Raw genomic sequence first — 16,217 nt, 5'->3', positions numbered from 1 at the left:
ATGCGCAGGCCCGCCGCGAGGCTTTTCGACGTGGAATTGAGATAATAGACCTGATCGGGCGCGTAGGTGCGCATCGGCAAGGGCGCTTCCGGGACGAGGAAGCCGTACACATCGTCTTCGAGTACGGCGACGCGGTGGCGTTGCGCCAGCGCCGCGATTTCGGCCCGGCGCTGGGCACTCCAGATAATCGCCGTGGGGTTTTGCAGCGTCGGCATGCAGTAGAGGGCTTTCACCAGCCCTTCCCGGCAGGCGGCGTCGAAGGCTTCCGGCAGAATGCCCTCTTCGTCCGAGGGCAGCCCCTTAGTGCGCAGATGCATCAGCCGCGCCGCTGACTTCAACCCGCCATAAGTGAGGGCATCGCAGGCAATAGTATCGCCGGGGGCCGCCACCGCCGAGAGCGCCATCAGCAGCGCGTGCTGCGCGCCGGAGGTGAGAAACACGGTTTCCGCTTCGGGCTCGAAACCGGGCCGGGCAATGAAACGCGCCATCGCCGCCCGATGATCGGCCATCCCAAGGTGCGGCTGATAGGCGAGGAACGGCTCGACCGCGCCCTGCACGCCAATATCGGCGAGGGTTTGGCGCAGGGACTCGGCCTCGCTGCCGGAATTATTCGCCGAAACATTAATGGCGAGATCGATGAGCGCGTCGTTACTGCCGGGCACCGGGGCCGGAAGGGCATCGAGACGCGGGCGCACGAAGGTGCCACGCCCCACTTCCCCGCCGATCAACCCGCGCTTTTCAGCCTCGGAATAAGCGCGCGTTACGGTGCCGACGGTGACTTTCAGGCGATAGGCGAGATCCCGATGCGTCGGCAGCCGCGTGCCGCTGGGCAGGCGGTTTTGCTCGATATCCGCCGCTAGCGCGTCGGCAATCGCCTTATAGCGCGGTCCACGAAAGCGGCTGAGGTCCGGCACCCAGGCATCGCCCGAATGGGCCGAGGCCAGCGGGGCAGCGCTGCGGGGGGCGGGATCGAGCAAAGCGGTCATAGCGTCTCCTTATGGATCAAGCTTAGCGCTGGGAAGGCGGTCTGTCGAGATTCATTGTCATCATTCACCCAAAACAATTATCGGATTGTTCGCATATTATGCCGAACAATTTTGTCATGAGGACAATGTAGCGCTCGACATGCCGCCTAACGCCGGTTCAGATAGAGACACTTGCCGCTAATTGTATCTGTAAGGAGGCAGACAATGGTCTCGAAAATGGCTTATTACATTTCCCCCGCCGACGCCGCCTGCTGCGCGAAAGATACCCGCGCCTCGGCCACCGCGACCGTTTTCGCCAAGGCCCTGCGTCTGCTCGCCCTGCCGATCCTAGCGCTGGCGCGGGCCAACCGGGCCGCGCGTCTGCGCCGCCAAGCCCAGGATATTCCAGACTATCTGCGCCACGATCTCGGTTTGGACGATCTACAGAGACAAAGCCCCTTGCAGGATAACCACAATGTCCGCTTTCCTGACTGGCGCTAACATCGTTCGGGAGGGAAAGGCGCTGTGGCCAATCTGGTCGCAGCGCTGGCTCTCTCCCGCCCGGCCCCCGTCCTTACCGCAGGAAGTTACGCCCATGAGTGAGACAATCGCCCCAACCTTTCCTGCCACGGAGGATTTGTTCCGCAGCGACGCCTATCGCGTTGAGGGCGACGCTCAGGTTCTCGCCGTGGTGGAAACGGAGAAGGGCGCGGAAATCCTGCTGGATCGCACGCTGTTCTACCCGAACGGCGGCGGCCAGCCGGGCGATACCGGCGTGATTGTCTCCCCGTCGGGCACTGAAATCCGCGTTCTCGACACGCGCAAAGGCGCGGCAGCGGGGACGATTGTTCATCTTACCGAGGCACTTCCGGCGCTCGCGGTGGGGGACAATGTGCAGATGCGGCTCGATTGGCCGCGCCGCCATCGGCTGATGCGCATGCATACCTGCCTGCATCTGCTCTCATCGGTCATCCCGGCAGGGGTGACGGGCGGTCAGGTGGGTGAGGACAAGGGCCGCTTGGATTTCGATATTGGCGAGCTGGTGCTGGACCGCGACGCGATTGAAACCCAGCTCAACGCCCTGATCGCGGGCGACCATGCGGTCGGCCAACGCTGGATTTCCGATGCGGAGTTGGACGCCAACCCCGGCCTCGTTAAAACCATGTCGGTGCAGCCGCCGCGCGGCGCGGGGCAGGTGCGCCTGATCGATATTCCCGGCGTCGATCTGCAACCCTGCGGCGGCACCCATGTGGCGCGTACGGGTGAAATCGGCCCGGTGCGGATCGAGAAAATCGAAAACAAAGGCAAACGGAACCGCCGCGTGGTTCTGGCCTTCATCGAAGCGTGAGGATGCAATGAGTCTCGATCTTTCGCCGGTCACGCTGACCGGACGGCGCGTAAAACTGGTGCCCCTCACCGCCGAGCACGGACCGGGCCTCCAGCAGGCCATCGGCACCGCCCCAGTGTTTCGCTATTTCGGGGGGCTGCCAACGCAGGATGCCGCCGCGATTCCGGAGTTTCTGAACGTCGCCGCCGGCATGGTCGCGGCTAAAACCGCCATTCCCTTCTGCACGCTCGATGCCGAAACCGGCCAGCCCATCGGCTCCACCCGCTTTGGCAATATCGATGCCGCCCATAAGCGCGTCGAAATCGGCTGGACCTTCATCGTCCCCGACCGCCAGCGCAGCGGGGCCAACCGCGAAGCCAAATATTTGATGCTGCGCTATGCCTTCGAAACGCTCGGCTGCCTGCGCGTGGAACTCAAAACCCACCACCTCAATCAGCAGTCCCGCACCGCGATTGCCGCCCTGGGCGGGGTTGAGGAAGGGATACTGCGCAATCACATGATTATGAGCGACGGCAGCCTGCGCCACTCGGTCGTTTTCTCGATTCTGCCCGACGAATGGCCCGCCGTAAAAGCGCGGCTGGAAGGCCAGCTCTACCCCGATGGAGATATCCCGGCATGACCCGCGCCCTGCCCCTCTATCAGGTCGATGCTTTCACCGCCGAACGGTTTCGCGGCAATCCAGCCGCCGTGATGCCGCTGACGGAAGCTTTGCCCGATGCGCTGATGCAGGCGATTGCCGCCGAGAACAACCTGTCCGAAACCGCTTTCATCCAGCGCCGCCCTGGCGCTTCGGTGGAGTATGACATTCGCTGGTTCACGCCCGCGCTGGAAGTGCAGCTCTGCGGTCACGCCACCCTCGCCAGCGCCGCCGTGGTGTTTGAAAAGCTGGAGCCGCAGGCACCGCGCGTCACCTTTCACAGTATCAGCGGCCCACTTTATGTGGAGAAAATAACCCTTCCCACCGGGGCGGCGGGCTATGCGCTCGATTTTCCGCGCGATGTGCCGGAAGCGGTTGAGGATGCGGCGCTATTGGCACAGGTTGCCGACGCGCTCGGCGTGGAGGTGCTCGGCCTGCTGTGCAGCCCGACCGCCGCTTACCGTCTGGTGGCGCTCGTGCGGGACGCGGCGACGGTGGCTGAGGCCAAGCCCGATTTGATGAAAATCGCCGCGATCAACCATCGCTCCGTCTCGCTCACGGCGGCGGGCGGCAAAACCCCCGATACCGACGAGGTTTCGCTGACCGCCATTGCGGGCGGCGCGCATCCCGATGTGGATTTCGTCAGCCGCATGTTCGCCCCCAAGGCGGGGATTCCGGAAGATCCCGTCACGGGCTCGCTCCACTGCATCCTCACGCCCTATTGGGCCGCGCGCCTGGGCAAAACCAAGCTCCGTGCCCGCCAACTCAGCGCCCGGCGCGGCGATCTTTGGGTCGAGGATACCGGTACACGCACGATTCTGGCCGGGCAAACAGTCTTCGTGCTGGAAGGGACGATGCTCGTTTAGGCCGAAACCTCTGCGAGAAAATCCCCAATGGCCTGTGTGACCGCGTCGGGCGCTTCGAGCATCATCAGATGGGCAGCGTTGCGGATACAGAGAAACCGTGCCCCTGGAATCTTGCCCGCCATCCGCTCAACCCCCTGGGGAGGCGCTTGGCGGTCGTGCTCGCCAGCGATACAGAGCACCGGCATTGTCAGTCCCGCCAGCGCCGCGCGTCGGTCGAAGGTGACGAGGCAGGCGAGCGCGGCGCGGTAGGCGGCTTCGTCCATGCGCGCCATCGCACCCACACAGCCGGCAATCACGTCCGGCGCGGTCGTCGACAAGCAGAGATCGGCGACCAGGGCCCGGGGCGAGGTCGGCCAAACGCTGCCCCGCGTCGAGCGGGCCTAACCGTTCGGCGAGAAAAGCGCGCTGGAAGCTGCCGTCGGCGCTCCCGAACATCGCCGAACTGCCAATCAGGGTGAGCGAGCGGCAGCGCGCGGGGGCCGTCGCCGCCAGCGCCAGCGCCAGCATGCCGCCCATCGAATGACCGACCAGATGGGCCGTAGGGATAGACTGCGCATCGAGAAAATTGCTCAAACTCGCCGCTAAACCCGAAAAGCTCATCGGCTGCCCGTCCCAGGGCGCGCCGCCGTGGCCGGGCATCTCCCAAGCATGGCAGGCGATGCCTTGGGCACGGAGCGCGTCGATCTGCGGCCTCCAGCAGCGATGATCCAAGCCAAGGCCGTGCAGAAACACCACAGGCGTCGCTGAGTTCATAAAATCCTCCCCGGTTCTTATTTTTCTTAACTAATCGGCGGTGGGCAGCGGTTTTCGCTCAATACCCGCCCGGCGAGATACAGCGAGCCGCAGATCAGCACGCGCGCACCCATCGCCCGGTCGGCAAAATCGCGCAAGGCTTCCGACACCGAATCGACCGAGGCCGCATCGCTAAAACCAACGTCCTGCGCAATTGCCGCCAACCGATCCGCCGGAACCGAATTGGCTTCCTCGGGAATCGTCACCGTACGGATAACCTGCGCATAAGGCTGCAAGGGCGCCAGAAAACCGCGCGGGTCTTTCGAATCGATCATGCCGACGACCAGGAATAAGGGCCGGTCGCGCCAGCTTTGCAAAGTTGCCGCCAAGGCCGCCCCCGCGCCGGGATTATGGCCACCGTCGAGCCACAGATCGCAGGTATCGGGCAGAAGATCGACCAATGGGCCGGTAATCAGCCGCTGCATCCGCGCCGGATGCTCCACCCGGCGCAACCCTTCAGCGAGGGAAACCGTAGTGATCTTCTGAAAGCGCTTGCGCAGTTGCAGGGCACAGGCCACCGCCGCCCCAGCGTTTTCGATCTGATGCGCGCCGAACAGGGCAGGCTTGGGCAAGAGCAATGTGCCGATATCATCCTGATAGCGCAGCCCTTCCGGGCAGCTTGCCGCCGTCCAACTCCGCCCAAAGGCCAGCACCTGCGCGCCGATGGCGGCCGCGCGCAAATCGATCACCGACAGGGCTTCCGGCGGTTGCGGCCCGGCAATCACCGTTATGCCCTCTTTAATGATCCCGGCTTTTTCTCCGGCAATCGCTTCGAGCGTCTCGCCCAAGTAATATTGATGATCGAGCGAGATCGGCATAATCGCCGCCAGCAGCGGCGATGGAATCACATTGGTCGCATCGAGCCGCCCGCCGAGCCCAACTTCCAGCAGCAGCACATCGGCGGGATATTCGGAGAAAGCGACGAAAGCCGCTGCCGTGGTGATTTCGAAAAAGGTAATCGGCGCGCCGTCGTTCGCGGTTTCGATTCGCTCCAGCACCGACACCAGCGCGTCGTCGGTAATATTATTCCCGGCCAGATTGATGCGCTCGTTAAAGCGCACCAGATGCGGCGAAATATACGCATGGGCCTTATAGCCCGACGCCTGAAAGATCGATTTCAAATAGGCGACCAACGAGCCCTTACCATTGGTCCCCGCCACATGCACGACCGGCGGAAGCCGCTGTTCGGGGTTGCCGAGCTTATCAAGCAACGCCTGCATGCGCCCTAAGGAGAGATCGATCACCTTCGGGTGCAGCGATTGCAGGCGTTTTAGCACGTCCTGGCAGCGGGTGGTGGGGCCTGTCATGACGGTATCCGCGCTAGGCCGCAGGGGCGGAGGATTCGAGCGCGGGCAGCGGCGACGTGCGCATCAGTAGGCGCAGTATCTTAGCCAGCGTGCCGCGCAGCTCGGACCGGGGAACCACCGCGTCCAACATGCCGTGCTCCAGCAGATATTCGGCGCGCTGGAAGCCTTCCGGCAGTTTTTCGCGCACCGTGCTTTCAATGACGCGCGCACCGGCGAAGGCGATATAGGCGCCCGGCTCGGCGATCTGCACGTCGCCCAGCATAGCAAAGGAGGCGGAAACGCCGCCCGTGGTGGGGTCGGTCAGCAGCACGATATAGGGCAGCCCCGCTTCCTTCACCATCTGCACGGCAATCGTCGTGCGCGGCATTTGCATCAGCGACAGAATGCCTTCCTGCATGCGCGCGCCGCCCGAGGAGGTGACGGCGATGAAGGCGGCTTTCCGCTCGACCGCTTCCCGCGCCGCCGCAACGAACCCGTCGCCAACGCCAATGCCCATCGAGCCGCCCATGAAGCTGAAATCTAAGACCGAGACGACCGCCGGAACGCCGCCTATGGTGCCCGCCGCCGAGGTGATCGCGTCCGGCTCGGTGGTTTTGGCGTGGGAGCGTTTGAGCCGGTCCGTATAGCGTTCCTTATCGCGGAACTTCAATGGATCGACGATGGGTTTGGGCATGTCGAGCTTGGTAAAGCCGTCGTCCAGCATCAGCGCCAGGCGTTTGCCCGTATCGATGCGCATATGATTGCCGCATTGGGCGCAGACGTGCAGCGAGGCTTCAAGCTCGCGATGGAAGATCATCGTGCCGCATTTGTCGCACTTGACCCAAAGATTATCGGGAATCTCCGTGCCCCGGCTGACCAGCGCGCGGATTTTCGGACGGACGAAGTTGGTCAGCCAATTCATGCCATAAGCTCCTGTTTCCGGCCCATCAGGCCGACGCCATCATGTCTTCGCGAACGCGGCGCGCGGCATCCGCCGGGTCGCGCGCTTCGGTAATTGGCCGTCCGACGACCAAAAGGCTGCCGCCCAAACGCACGGCTTCCCCCGGTGTCACGATCCGCTTTTGGTCGCCCGCGTCGGCCCAGGTCGGGCGAATACCGGGCACGACCAGCAACGGGGCCGGGCCGAGTTTTGCGCGCAGCAGGGCAGCTTCTTTAGCCGACGACACTACCCCGGCGAGCCCGTTTTGCACGGCAAGCTGCGCCAAGCGCACGACGTGATCGGGCAAGGGGCCGATCTGGCCGGTCTGCAGCAAATCTTCCTCGGCAAGGCTGGTCAGCACCGTCACGCGACGATCCTCGGCACGGGAACTCCGGCTTTTACCGCCGTTTCTTGGGCTGCCTCCGCCGCCGCGCGCAGCATCGCCGCGCCGCCGCTGGCATGAACCGTCAGCACCGACAGCCCCAAACCCGCCACCGCGCGCACCGCACCCGCGACCGTATTCGGAATATCGTGCAGCTTGAGATCGAGAAAAATCGGCAGGCCCAGCGCCTGAATCGCCCGCACCCCGGCAGGGCCGTGGGCAAGGAAAAATTCTAACCCGAGCTTCACCCCATCCACATGGGCCGCGATTTGGCTGGCCCAGAGCCGAGCTTGCGCAAGATCGACGGTATCGAGGGCGCAATAAAGTTGCGCGGCCTGGGTGGTTGCGCCGTATACCGGCGCGGGTTTTGCGGTGGTCATGGGGCTATCCTTTTAGCAGAGCGCCGCCAGCTTGTCGCGCGCGGCTTCGGCATCGCAGGCAATCTGCCGGGTCAGCGCGTCCAGCCCGTCGAATTTTTGTTCGGGGCGCAGGAAATCGCGTAAGGCGACCGTGAGCTTGCGGCCATAGAGATCACCGGCAAAATCAAAGATATGCACTTCCAGCCGCTCCACCAACCCGGCCACGGTTGGCCGTCGCCCGAGATTGGCAACGCCGCGATAGATCTGCCCTTCCCCCTCAACCGTCACCGCATAGACCCCAAACGCCGGGCGCAGATAGTCGCCCAACGCGATATTCGCCGTTGGAAAACCGATGGTCCGCCCGCGTTTTATCGCCGTGGCGCACCCGGCCCGTGATGGTGAAAGGCCGCCCGAGCAGCGCCGCCGCGTCCGCGACCCGGCCCGCGCGCAGATGATCGCGGATCAGGGTCGAGGCAAACGCCTCCCCTTCGGCCCGGCGTTGCGGCGGCAGGGCCGATACCGTAAACGGCCCTGCCGCGCTCAAGGTTCCGGCATTCCCAGCCCGCCCGCGCCCAAAGCAGAAATCATGCCCCACGGCGACATGCCGCACGCCGAGCCCGTCGATCAGCACCTGCTGAATGAACTCCTCCGGCGTTTGCTGGGCGAAGCTGGGCGTGAAGCGCAGGCAGAGGATGGCGTCGAGCCCCAAATCGGCCAGCGCTTTGATCTTGCTTAGGCCGGGCGTGAGCCGGAAGGGTTCGGGATCGCTGTGACTTTTGAGGCGCGCGAAGAGGGTGCGCGGGTGCGGCTCGAAGGTCAGCGCCAGCAGCGGCAACCCCTCGGCCTCGGCCACCGCGCGCGCCGCATCGATCACGGCGCGATGGCCCAAATGCACGCCGTCGAAATTTCCAACGGCAACCGCCCCTCCCCGGAAACGGGCGGGCAGGCAGGTTAAATCGCGCACCAAACAGAGGCCCTGAGCCGGGGTCCGGATCATCCGAAATCCTTTTACGTCCTAAGGGGCGCGCTTTGCCTCCCCTCACGCGGTCGATTTATTCGAACAGCGGCTGTTATAGGCAGGCAAAACCGTTCCGGCAACGGGCAGCGCCGCTCCCATGATCCAAAAGACTCCTTTTAGGTTGACTTTTATGGGCATTCTAGTAGGCCAAAGCCCTTAATGGCGGCGCACAGCAAGCCGCCCACGATGGAGGAGGATGCCCGTGTTTGAGCGCCTGAGCGTGCTGATTATCGAAGACAGCCCCTTTTTCCGAGGGATGCTGGCAGAGATTCTGCGCGCGCTCAAAGTTGGGCGCATCGTGGCGATGGAAGAGGGCGGGGCCGCGATTACGCACCTGCGCTCGCTCAGCAAAAACGCCGCCGCCGCCCAAGCGCTCGTGCCGGATCTCATCATCTGCGATTACCTGATGTCGCCGATCAATGGCGCGATGGTGCTGCGCTGGGTGCGCCAGAGCGAGGATTCGCCGGACCGCTTCATACCCTTCGTCATGATCTCCGGGGCCGCCGATGGCGATAAGGTGCGCGAAGTGCGCGATTTGGGCGTCACCGAGTTTCTCGCCAAACCGTTTTCGGTGAAAGCCGTCGCCAATCATCTGATCGCCGCCATCGATGGGCCGCGCCCGTTTATCTACACGCGCGATTATTTCGGCCCGGACCGGCGGCGGCAGGTGCGGCCCTATAATGATGTGGACCGGCGGATTGCCACCGACAAAGACATTGAGGTTCTCTATACGGGATCGCGCTTGAAGTCGGTGAACAACAACGCGAAAGCCTTCGTCTTCAAACTGCCGAACCGCCTGCGCGAGAAAATCGCCGGAATCGGGCGCGGCCCGCTGGTGATCGACCCGAGCTTGCTGCAACAGGCCGAACAGCAGCTCGACCGGATGGAAGAAGATTATTCCGATTGGGTGCGCGGCTCGATCCAGCAGCTTTACGAAGCCCATCGGGCGGGCAAAGCGTTAGACCCGCGCAAGCGCCTCATCCCGATCCAGACCATCAATAAGATCGCCCATGATCTGCGCGGCCAGGGCTCCACCTTCGGCTATCCGCTGATTACCGTCTTCGGGCGCTCGCTCTACGAATGCACGCTCGATATCTCCGAGGCCAGCGACCAGCTTTTCGAGTTCATCCGCACCCATGTGGACGGCATCAACGCCGTCATCCGCGAGAAGATCAAGGGCGAGGGCGGCCAGATGGGCAAGGATCTCATCACCAGCCTGGAACGCGCCCGCGACCGGCTGATGGTGGCGCACTAAAAGACCCGCAAACGCCCCAGCGCGGCGCGCAATGCGCCCGCCAGCCGTTCCCGTTCGGAGGGCGGCAGAAAGCTTCCCACCACCACCGCCCGCCCGTGGCTCCACAGCCGCAGCGGCGTTGATGGCCCGGCGGGTTCGTCCAACTCCACCCGCAGCCAATGGGGCCGCAGAGCCTGGGTCACGTCCCGGCCTTTTGGGTCGATGCGCTGAATGGTGAGCCACTCCTGGGTTAGGCGCAGTCTCTCGCAGCGCCGCGCCGCCCGATAAGACGCGCGAAACGCCCAGTAGATCAGCAGAATATCGGCCCCCAAGAAGCCAACCACCGGCCAGGCCCCGGCCAGATAAACCGCGCTGCCTGCAATCGCGCTCACCCCGATCACCGCCATCATCAGCAGCCGAAACCCTCGCATCGACAGCGAGCGGTGCGGGCGCAACTCGGCATCGAACACCACGGGGCCGGGGTTCGAAAAACCAGAATCGGGAAAATCGGTCGGGGTGAGGCTGGCATCGGTCACGATGGCCTTGATCTTGCGCCGCGCCCAGTCAAAGTCAACGCCTCTGCTGCCGCCCGAGGATGCTATGGCTGACCCAGAACACAAAGCCTCAAAAAAAATGACGAAAGCCGCCATCGAGGGGTTTTTCGCCACCCTGTCGGCGGCCAACCCGGAGCCGAAAACCGAGCTGGAGTTTTCGAGCGCCTTTACCCTGCTGGTCGCCGTCGTGCTCTCGGCCCAGGCGACCGATGTGTCGGTGAATAAGGCCACGCGCGGCCTGTTCGCCGCCGCCGATACCCCGGAAGCGATGGTGGCCCTGGGGGAAGACGGCATTCGCGACCACATCAAAACCATCGGCCTGTTCAACGCCAAGGCCAAGAATGTATTCGCCCTCAGCCAGCAGTTGATCGCCCATCACGCCAGCGCGGTTCCGGGCACGCGGGAGCCTTGGAAGCCCTGCCCGGCGTTGGCCGCAAGACCGCCAATGTGGTGCTAAACGTCTTCTTCGGGCAACCGACGATGGCGGTCGACACGCATCTCTTCCGCCTCGGCAACCGCACCGGCCTCGCCCCTGGTGCGACCCCGCTGGCGGTGGAAGAGGCGCTGCTCAAGCGCATCCCAAAACACTGGCTTCTGCACGCGCACCATTGGCTCATTTTGCACGGGCGCTACATCTGCAAAGCCCGCAAACCGGAGTGCTTCCGCTGCCCCGTGACCGAGTTTTGTACCTATGGGGAGAAGACGCTAGGGTAGTTGAATACTGTTCGATTTGCACGTACATTATATGTGCAAATAACTTGGCAGGAGTGCGCCATGCCCCGGACCAGTCAGCACCCCAAGGGGGACACCTTCAATTTTCGGATTGACCCTGCGCTGAAGGCCGCCTTCACGCAAGCCACCGAGGCGGAGGATAAGCCTGCGGCCCAAGTGCTGCGGGAATTTATGCGCGGATATGTCGCGCGGCAGAAGCGCCGGCCTATGAGGCGGAAGCGCAGCGGCAGTCGCTTGCCATCGCCGAACGCTCCCGCGATCCGGGGAGTGACGAGGCGCAATCGCTCCGAGAATTGGACGCGCTCTTTGATGCAGATCTCTTCTCTGACGAGGGGAAAGCATGAAGCGTGGCGACTTGGTAACGATTTCCGTCAACGGCGATTATGGTAAACCGCGCCCGGCGCTGGTGGTTCAAGACGATGCGTTTGCCGCGCTTCCCTCCGTCACGGTCTTACAATTAACCAGCGATATTCACGCCGAGCCTCTCATTCGAATTTCCGTTCAACCCGACGCCGAGAATGGCTTACGCAAGCCATCCCAGGTCATGATTGATCGGGCGATGACGGTGCCGCGCGCGAAAGTCGGCAGTGTCTTTGGCAGGCTAGCCACGGACACAATGGCGGCCATCGATGCCGCATTTCTGCGGTTTCTCGGTCTTGGGGGTGCGGGTTAGGCTATAGGGGACTGGCGGTGCGGAGCGCTTCCGCTGCCCCGTGACCGAGTTTTGTACCTATGGGGCGAAGACGCGCGCCTGAGACTAAATCAGTCTAACGTCCAGCCGCTTGCCCAGCGCGCGGGCATAGCGGTTGAGCGTGGCCAGCGACGGCGAGGGACGCCCGGAAATCAGCGCTTGTTCCAAACGCGCCACCGCCGGCGCTTTCGTTCCCATGCGCTCGGCGACCTCGGCCTGGGTGAGCCCCGCCTCTCGCCGCGCCGAGAGAATGGCGTCGAGCCGGGGCATTTCCTCCCCTTGCAGGCGCTCGTACTCGGCCCTCGTCTCGGGATCGGCCAGCAGAGCCGCCGCGAATGCCGCGTGCGACAGGGGGACGGGGACGGGCTTAAGCGCCATGACGAATCTCCTTCAGCCGGGCCTCGGAACCATAGTAGTGAAGGATGAAAACCATACATCCATATAACATATATGTTATATTTTACAATCTCTCAGCCCGCGCGATACCATCACCCTTGATGAACCACGCCCCAAGTGCCATGTAGAAAGCAATACCCACTGCCGTCCAATGCCGTTCCGGGTTGGGGGGCGAACACCCGCTCGCTTTATCTGAAGGAGAAGGGATTTCATGACCCGCGTTTCGGTGCTCAACTCGCCGTTTCTCTTGGGGTTCGAACACGTCGAGCGCACGCTCGACCGGATCGCCAAGGGGGCCAATGAGGGCTATCCGCCCTATAATATCGAACAAACCGGCCAAGATCGGCTGCGCATTACCTTGGCCGTTGCCGGGTTTCGCCGCGAAGATATGTCGATTCAGATCGAAAACAACCAGCTCGTCATCCGGGGCCGCCAGCAGGATGATTCGGATCGCGTCTTTTTGCACCGGGGCATTGCCGCGCGGCAGTTTCAGCGCACCTTCGTGCTCGTCGAGGGTATCGAGGTCATCGGCGCCGAAATCGATAACGGCCTACTGAATATCGATCTGCACCGGCCCTTGCCCGAAGTGACCGTGCGCACGGTCGAAATCAAGACGCCGCCGAAAGCCAAACCGAAAACGCCCACGCTGGATGTCGCGCCGGAAGCGCCTGCCGGAATATCGGAATAGGCTTTTATCGCGCCGTCAGTAACCTCTCCTTAAGAATTTCCCCGTCACAGTAGAGTTGCGCCTGGGACAAACTGCCCCGCGCCGGTGATACTGGACTCGTGTCGCGTTCCCCGAAACCGGGCTAGAGGCAGGTTTCGGCGGAAGCCCAGAGAAGAAAGGACGACGCTATGTTGTTCGTACAACGCCCCACCAGTTTCACCCCCAGCGATTTCGCCGCGCTCGGTTCCGGCGGTGTCGCCTATGTGAAGCCCGTCATTCATGAAGGCCAACCGGCCTATGGCATCTTCGGGGCCGACGGCACGGCGATGGCGGTGGCGACCAGCCGCGACCTCGCCTTGGCCGCAATCAAACAGAATGATCTAGAGCCGCTCGACGCGCACTGAGCGCCCGGCTGCGCAATTTCGTTCAAGACCCACCCCGCCTCACGCCTCTAACCTCGCGTTTCGTGCCGATCCGGTCGATCGGCCTGACGGGTTAGGGGGTGTCGGGTGTCTTCGTTAAGTCTTGGCTTTCGGGCGGGGTTTCTCGCCTGTTTGCCGCTCGCGTTCAGCGTCGTCATTTTCGGGCTCGTCTATGGGCTGCTCGCCGCCGGTAAGGGCCTGAGCGTGGCCGAAACCGTGCTGATGAGCCTGATCGTTTTTGCCGGCTCCAGCCAATTGCTCGCTTTGGAACTTTGGACCCAGCCGCCCGCCGTCGCCATGTTGGCGCTGGCCGTGCTGATCCTCAATCTGCGCTATCTGCTGCAAACCGCCGCCCTCAAAGATTTGCTGCTGCCGCTCGGGCTGCCGCGCGCCCTGATCGCGTCCGCCTTCAATGCCGATGAAAATTGGGCGCTGACGATCCAAGCCCTGCGCGGGCCGAACGCGGCCTGCGTGCGCGCCAGCTATTTCATGGGCTCGGCGATGTGCCTCTATAGCTTCTGGGCAGTGAGCGGCGGCATTGGCTGGTTCGCCGGCGGCCTCGTGCCCGATCCGCAGGCCTTGGGCCTCGGGATCGTCGGCACTGCCGTTTTCACCTCCCTGCTCTACGGGCTTTACCGCAGCCCCGCCGATCTCATCCCGTGGAGTGCCGCCGCCATCGCCGCCGGGATCGCCAGCCTCACGCTACCGGGCGCTTGGTATATTCTCATTGGCGGGCTGATCGGGGCGCTTGCGGGCGCGGTTCGGGATTCCCTCAAGGCCGCCAAGGGAGCGGTGGCATGAATTTCCCGACCTTGGCCGACATGCTTCGCGTCGATAGCGCCACGCTCATCGCTTTTCTCGCGATGGGAGCCGCCAGTTTCGCCGTGCGCGCGGGCGGCATTCTGATGGTGCGTTTTCTGCGCCCGACCCCGTTTCTCGATGCCTTTCTGCACCATCTGCCGGGGGCGATGTTCGCCGCCCTGGTGGTGCCCGCCTTGCTGAAGGGCGGCCCGCCCGAATGGGCCGGGGCGGCGGCGGCCTATCTCGGCATGCGATTGACGGGGCAATTGGCGGTCGCCTTAGGGCTTGCCGTGGCGGCGACGGTTAGTCTTAAACTCTTGGGCTTATAGCCCGAGGATACGATCATGTATGTCCCACCCGCCTTCGCCGAAACCGAGCTTACGCCCCTGCACGCCTTTATCGACGCGCATCCGTTTGCCCTGTTGATAACGGCGGACGGGGCGGGCGGGGCGCCTCTGGCGACGCCGCTGCCGCTGATTGTCGCGGCGGCGGAGGGCGAAAACGGCACGCTCTACGGCCATTTCGCCAAGGCCAATCCGCACGGGGAGCAGATTTTCAAATCCCCCTCGCGCGCCGTGTTTCAGGGGGCGGACGCTTATATTTCCCCCGGCTGGTATCCCAGCAAACAGGCCCACGGAAAAGCCGTGCCGACGTGGAACTATAGCGCGGTCGATGTCGTCGGGCAGGCCGAACCGATTACCGAGCCCGACGCGATGCGCGCGCTCCTCAGCCAACTCACCGCCAAATTCGAAGCGCATCGGGCCGAGCCCTGGTCGCTCACGGACGCGCCGGAGGCCTATATCGCCGCCATGCTGAAGGGCATCACCGCCTTCAAGCTGCCGATTGCAGCGATTGTCGGCAAAATCAAACTCTCGCAAAACCGCCCACCCGAGGATATCGCCGGGGTGATTGCGGGCCTGCGCGGCGAGGGAATGCCGCAGGCCGAGGCCGTCGCCGACGCGATGGCTAAAATGCTCTAGATCATATGATCTATAGGCCCTGCACGCGGAAAAGGTTAATTTCCCCGAATGCGGCTGCTTTTGATTGACGATCACACCCTCTTTCGCGCCGGGCTTGCCCGGATTGTGCAGTTCTGGCAACCGGAAGCCAGTATCCGCGCCGTCGGCACCCTGGGCGAGGGGCTGCGCTGCCTGGGCGAGGCGCTGCCCGATCTGGTCCTGCTCGACCTGAGCCTGCCCGACGCGCGCAGCGTTCATCCGGTCACAAGCCTCCGCGCGGCGGCACCAACGCTACCGATCCTAGTGATTTCGATGCTGGAAACGGCGGAAGCGGTCAGCGAGGCGCTGCGCCTTGGCGCGCGCGGCTATGTTCATAAAACCGAAGATGAAGCGGTGATGCTGCAAGCCCTGCGCCTCGTGCTGGCGGGCGGCAGCGTCGTGCCCGGCTGGTACGAGCAGCGCCGCAGTGCGATGGTGCCACCCGCGCCGCAACCGGGGCCGCTCAGCCCGCGCCAGCACGAGGTTCTCGGCCTGATCGAACAGGGCCGCAGCAATAAGGAAATCGCCCGGTCTCTCGGCATCGCCGAAGCCACGGTGAAAATCCACGTCCATAATCTGCTGAAAGCGCTGGGCACCGATAGCCGCCAGAAAGCCGCCTACCTTAGCCGTCAGGGGCGCTGACGCAGCTCCGTCAAAATCTCGCAAAGATTGGGCCGGAACAGGATGATGGCCGATTGCCGAACATGGCGCGCTTGTTCCGGCTCATCGAGAATCACCGCGTCGAGCCTGCGAATGCCCAAGCCGCGCATCTGCTGGCGCAACGCGCGCCCGCTGTCGGCCACCAGCACCGCCGCGTCGCTTTGGGCCAGGGTTTCGGCGAGCAGGCTGCGGGCGATTCCGGGTTTCAGGGCGAGGCCGACGCTTTCCACCGGCAGCGCCAGCGGGCGCGCGGCGGGCCACAGGCTTTCGATGCGCGTGCCGCCCGCCGGGCCGAGATGGACGCGCAGGGCGATCCCCAGACTATCAGCAATCCGCCGCACCAGCCCCAGGCCGAGCCCGAGCCCGTCGATCTCCCGTTCCGGTAAGGCGGGGTTCGCCCCCGAGGCCTGCCCGCCCAGCAGGCGTTAACGAAGCCTGCTGCATCCCCGCCCGCTATCGGCGACGGTCA

The 16,217-nt window shown here is 63.7% G+C and carries 24 protein-coding genes and 1 pseudogene; 13 read left to right on the top strand and 12 right to left on the bottom strand.

Features of this window, described 5'->3' with window-relative positions:
• Positions 1 to 986: aminotransferase-like domain-containing protein (locus tag VZ95_RS04955; RefSeq protein ID WP_156995066.1), on the bottom strand; the 986-nt coding region annotated here is incomplete at its 3' end.
• Between the two features lie 204 nt (positions 987 to 1,190).
• On the opposite strand from VZ95_RS04955, the gene VZ95_RS04950 reads away from it, so the two are divergent.
• The 4 genes from VZ95_RS04950 to VZ95_RS04935 all read left to right on the top strand — a co-directional run bounded on the left by VZ95_RS04950 (position 1,191) and on the right by VZ95_RS04935 (position 3,816).
• Positions 1,191 to 1,466, top strand: coding sequence for a hypothetical protein (locus VZ95_RS04950; protein WP_045774884.1), 276 nt, complete (start codon positions 1,191 to 1,193; stop codon positions 1,464 to 1,466).
• A gap of 94 nt (positions 1,467 to 1,560) precedes the next feature.
• Positions 1,561 to 2,313, top strand: a complete 753-nt coding sequence (locus VZ95_RS04945) for an alanyl-tRNA editing protein (protein ID WP_045774883.1) — start codon at positions 1,561 to 1,563, stop codon at positions 2,311 to 2,313.
• 7 nt (positions 2,314 to 2,320) lie between these two features.
• Complete coding sequence (locus VZ95_RS04940) at positions 2,321 to 2,932, top strand: GNAT family N-acetyltransferase (RefSeq protein ID WP_045774882.1); 612 nt, start codon at positions 2,321 to 2,323, stop codon at positions 2,930 to 2,932.
• The gene (locus tag VZ95_RS04935) at positions 2,929 to 3,816 is read left to right on the top strand and encodes a PhzF family phenazine biosynthesis protein (protein ID WP_045774881.1); all 888 of its coding nucleotides are present in this window, start codon (positions 2,929 to 2,931) and stop codon (positions 3,814 to 3,816) included. The genes VZ95_RS04940 and VZ95_RS04935 overlap by 4 nt, the downstream gene beginning before the upstream one ends.
• Here the strand turns inward: VZ95_RS04935 and VZ95_RS22770 are convergent.
• Genes VZ95_RS22770 through VZ95_RS04910 form a run of 8 tightly spaced genes read right to left on the bottom strand, consistent with a single transcriptional unit; the run spans position 3,813 to position 8,572 of the window.
• On the bottom strand, positions 3,813 to 4,001 hold the full coding sequence (locus VZ95_RS22770) for an alpha/beta fold hydrolase (protein WP_084627582.1): 189 nt from the start codon (positions 3,999 to 4,001) through the stop codon (positions 3,813 to 3,815). The two genes, VZ95_RS04935 and VZ95_RS22770, sit on opposite strands and share 4 nt — an antisense overlap.
• On the bottom strand, positions 3,943 to 4,569 hold the full coding sequence (locus VZ95_RS22765; protein WP_084627581.1) for an alpha/beta fold hydrolase: 627 nt from the start codon (positions 4,567 to 4,569) through the stop codon (positions 3,943 to 3,945). Before VZ95_RS22765 ends, VZ95_RS22770 begins: the two co-directional genes overlap by 59 nt.
• A gap of 26 nt (positions 4,570 to 4,595) precedes the next feature.
• Positions 4,596 to 5,915 carry a bifunctional folylpolyglutamate synthase/dihydrofolate synthase gene (locus VZ95_RS04925; protein ID WP_045774880.1) on the bottom strand — a complete coding sequence of 440 codons (1,320 nt, stop codon included), beginning with the start codon at positions 5,913 to 5,915 and terminating at the stop codon, positions 4,596 to 4,598.
• A 13-nt stretch (positions 5,916 to 5,928) separates the two neighbouring features.
• Positions 5,929 to 6,816 carry an acetyl-CoA carboxylase, carboxyltransferase subunit beta gene (gene accD / locus VZ95_RS04920; RefSeq protein ID WP_045774879.1) on the bottom strand — a complete coding sequence of 296 codons (888 nt, stop codon included), beginning with the start codon at positions 6,814 to 6,816 and terminating at the stop codon, positions 5,929 to 5,931.
• Positions 6,817 to 6,841: 25 nt separating this feature from the next.
• Positions 6,842 to 7,201, bottom strand: a complete 360-nt coding sequence (locus tag VZ95_RS28535) for an orotidine 5'-phosphate decarboxylase / HUMPS family protein (RefSeq protein ID WP_332307988.1) — start codon at positions 7,199 to 7,201, stop codon at positions 6,842 to 6,844.
• Positions 7,198 to 7,596, bottom strand: coding sequence for an orotidine 5'-phosphate decarboxylase / HUMPS family protein (locus tag VZ95_RS28530; RefSeq protein WP_332307987.1), 399 nt, complete (start codon positions 7,594 to 7,596; stop codon positions 7,198 to 7,200). The genes VZ95_RS28535 and VZ95_RS28530 overlap by 4 nt, the downstream gene beginning before the upstream one ends.
• 12 nt (positions 7,597 to 7,608) lie before the next feature.
• Positions 7,609 to 7,902, bottom strand: a complete 294-nt coding sequence (locus tag VZ95_RS28525; protein ID WP_332307986.1) for a riboflavin kinase — start codon at positions 7,900 to 7,902, stop codon at positions 7,609 to 7,611.
• A complete protein-coding gene (locus tag VZ95_RS04910; protein WP_332307985.1) occupies positions 7,853 to 8,572 on the bottom strand; it encodes a riboflavin biosynthesis protein RibF in 720 nt (239 codons plus the stop codon). Before VZ95_RS04910 ends, VZ95_RS28525 begins: the two co-directional genes overlap by 50 nt.
• Before the next feature lie 223 nt (positions 8,573 to 8,795).
• Here VZ95_RS04910 and VZ95_RS21615 point away from each other — a divergent pair, with 223 nt between their 5' ends.
• Positions 8,796 to 9,848, top strand: coding sequence for a response regulator (locus tag VZ95_RS21615; RefSeq protein ID WP_198148092.1), 1,053 nt, complete (start codon positions 8,796 to 8,798; stop codon positions 9,846 to 9,848).
• Here VZ95_RS21615 and VZ95_RS04900 read toward each other — a convergent pair.
• Positions 9,845 to 10,363: a DUF2244 domain-containing protein gene (locus VZ95_RS04900; RefSeq protein ID WP_052711494.1), complete on the bottom strand. Its 519-nt coding sequence runs from the start codon at positions 10,361 to 10,363 to the stop codon at positions 9,845 to 9,847. The two genes, VZ95_RS21615 and VZ95_RS04900, sit on opposite strands and share 4 nt — an antisense overlap.
• 97 nt (positions 10,364 to 10,460) lie before the next feature.
• Between VZ95_RS04900 and nth the strand changes: the two are divergent.
• A pseudogene (gene nth, locus VZ95_RS04895) lies at positions 10,461 to 11,095 on the top strand (endonuclease III).
• A gap of 358 nt (positions 11,096 to 11,453) precedes the next feature.
• Positions 11,454 to 11,786, top strand: a complete 333-nt coding sequence (locus tag VZ95_RS04890) for a type II toxin-antitoxin system PemK/MazF family toxin (protein ID WP_045774878.1) — start codon at positions 11,454 to 11,456, stop codon at positions 11,784 to 11,786.
• An 84-nt stretch (positions 11,787 to 11,870) separates the two neighbouring features.
• On the opposite strand, the gene VZ95_RS04885 is transcribed toward VZ95_RS04890, so the two are convergent.
• The gene (locus VZ95_RS04885; protein ID WP_045774877.1) at positions 11,871 to 12,182 is read right to left on the bottom strand and encodes a helix-turn-helix domain-containing protein; all 312 of its coding nucleotides are present in this window, start codon (positions 12,180 to 12,182) and stop codon (positions 11,871 to 11,873) included.
• Between the two features lie 229 nt (positions 12,183 to 12,411).
• On the opposite strand from VZ95_RS04885, the gene VZ95_RS04880 reads away from it, so the two are divergent.
• The 6 genes from VZ95_RS04880 (at position 12,412) to VZ95_RS04855 (ending at position 15,730) form a co-directional block, all read left to right on the top strand.
• On the top strand, positions 12,412 to 12,888 hold the full coding sequence (locus VZ95_RS04880) for an Hsp20 family protein (RefSeq protein WP_045774876.1): 477 nt from the start codon (positions 12,412 to 12,414) through the stop codon (positions 12,886 to 12,888).
• Positions 12,889 to 13,055: 167 nt separating this feature from the next.
• On the top strand, positions 13,056 to 13,271 hold the full coding sequence (locus VZ95_RS04875) for a DUF1150 family protein (RefSeq protein ID WP_045774875.1): 216 nt from the start codon (positions 13,056 to 13,058) through the stop codon (positions 13,269 to 13,271).
• Between the two features lie 105 nt (positions 13,272 to 13,376).
• On the top strand, positions 13,377 to 14,090 hold the full coding sequence (locus tag VZ95_RS04870; protein ID WP_045774874.1) for an AzlC family ABC transporter permease: 714 nt from the start codon (positions 13,377 to 13,379) through the stop codon (positions 14,088 to 14,090).
• A complete protein-coding gene (locus tag VZ95_RS04865) occupies positions 14,087 to 14,419 on the top strand; it encodes an AzlD family protein (RefSeq protein ID WP_045774873.1) in 333 nt (110 codons plus the stop codon). Before VZ95_RS04870 ends, VZ95_RS04865 begins: the two co-directional genes overlap by 4 nt.
• A gap of 15 nt (positions 14,420 to 14,434) precedes the next feature.
• Positions 14,435 to 15,070, top strand: coding sequence for an FMN-binding negative transcriptional regulator (locus tag VZ95_RS04860; RefSeq protein WP_045774872.1), 636 nt, complete (start codon positions 14,435 to 14,437; stop codon positions 15,068 to 15,070).
• Positions 15,071 to 15,118: 48 nt separating this feature from the next.
• Positions 15,119 to 15,730: a LuxR C-terminal-related transcriptional regulator gene (locus VZ95_RS04855; RefSeq protein WP_045774871.1), complete on the top strand. Its 612-nt coding sequence runs from the start codon at positions 15,119 to 15,121 to the stop codon at positions 15,728 to 15,730.
• Here VZ95_RS04855 and VZ95_RS04850 read toward each other — a convergent pair.
• Positions 15,718 to 16,089 carry a hypothetical protein gene (locus VZ95_RS04850; protein WP_045774870.1) on the bottom strand — a complete coding sequence of 124 codons (372 nt, stop codon included), beginning with the start codon at positions 16,087 to 16,089 and terminating at the stop codon, positions 15,718 to 15,720. The genes VZ95_RS04855 and VZ95_RS04850 overlap by 13 nt on opposite strands.
• Positions 16,090 to 16,217 lie beyond the last annotated feature (128 nt).

The organism is Elstera litoralis, from assembly GCF_000963705.1.
GTDB classification, from domain to species: Bacteria; Pseudomonadota; Alphaproteobacteria; order Elsterales; family Elsteraceae; genus Elstera; species Elstera litoralis.
The sequence above is the reverse complement of the archived record's forward strand: the minus strand, read 5'-3'. Positions and strand labels throughout refer to the sequence as shown.

Bases quoted from the DNA above. Each gene is read 5' to 3' on its own strand.
- VZ95_RS04950 (WP_045774884.1), top strand. From the start codon at position 1,191: ATGGTCTCGAAAATGGCTTATTACATTTCCCCCGCCGACGCCGCCTGC.
- VZ95_RS04945 (WP_045774883.1), top strand. From the start codon at position 1,561: ATGAGTGAGACAATCGCCCCAACCTTTCCTGCCACGGAGGATTTGTTC.
- VZ95_RS04940 (WP_045774882.1), top strand. From the start codon at position 2,321: ATGAGTCTCGATCTTTCGCCGGTCACGCTGACCGGACGGCGCGTAAAA.
- VZ95_RS04935 (WP_045774881.1), top strand. From the start codon at position 2,929: ATGACCCGCGCCCTGCCCCTCTATCAGGTCGATGCTTTCACCGCCGAA.
- VZ95_RS22770 (WP_084627582.1), bottom strand. From the start codon at position 4,001: ATGCCGGTGCTCTGTATCGCTGGCGAGCACGACCGCCAAGCGCCTCCC.
- VZ95_RS22765 (WP_084627581.1), bottom strand. From the start codon at position 4,569: ATGAACTCAGCGACGCCTGTGGTGTTTCTGCACGGCCTTGGCTTGGAT.
- VZ95_RS04925 (WP_045774880.1), bottom strand. From the start codon at position 5,915: ATGACAGGCCCCACCACCCGCTGCCAGGACGTGCTAAAACGCCTGCAA.
- accD (WP_045774879.1), bottom strand. From the start codon at position 6,816: ATGAATTGGCTGACCAACTTCGTCCGTCCGAAAATCCGCGCGCTGGTC.
- VZ95_RS28530 (WP_332307987.1), bottom strand. From the start codon at position 7,596: ATGACCACCGCAAAACCCGCGCCGGTATACGGCGCAACCACCCAGGCC.
- VZ95_RS04910 (WP_332307985.1), bottom strand. From the start codon at position 8,572: ATGATCCGGACCCCGGCTCAGGGCCTCTGTTTGGTGCGCGATTTAACC.
- VZ95_RS04890 (WP_045774878.1), top strand. From the start codon at position 11,454: ATGAAGCGTGGCGACTTGGTAACGATTTCCGTCAACGGCGATTATGGT.
- VZ95_RS04885 (WP_045774877.1), bottom strand. From the start codon at position 12,182: ATGGCGCTTAAGCCCGTCCCCGTCCCCCTGTCGCACGCGGCATTCGCG.
- VZ95_RS04880 (WP_045774876.1), top strand. From the start codon at position 12,412: ATGACCCGCGTTTCGGTGCTCAACTCGCCGTTTCTCTTGGGGTTCGAA.
- VZ95_RS04875 (WP_045774875.1), top strand. From the start codon at position 13,056: ATGTTGTTCGTACAACGCCCCACCAGTTTCACCCCCAGCGATTTCGCC.
- VZ95_RS04865 (WP_045774873.1), top strand. From the start codon at position 14,087: ATGAATTTCCCGACCTTGGCCGACATGCTTCGCGTCGATAGCGCCACG.
- VZ95_RS04860 (WP_045774872.1), top strand. From the start codon at position 14,435: ATGTATGTCCCACCCGCCTTCGCCGAAACCGAGCTTACGCCCCTGCAC.
- VZ95_RS04855 (WP_045774871.1), top strand. From the start codon at position 15,119: ATGCGGCTGCTTTTGATTGACGATCACACCCTCTTTCGCGCCGGGCTT.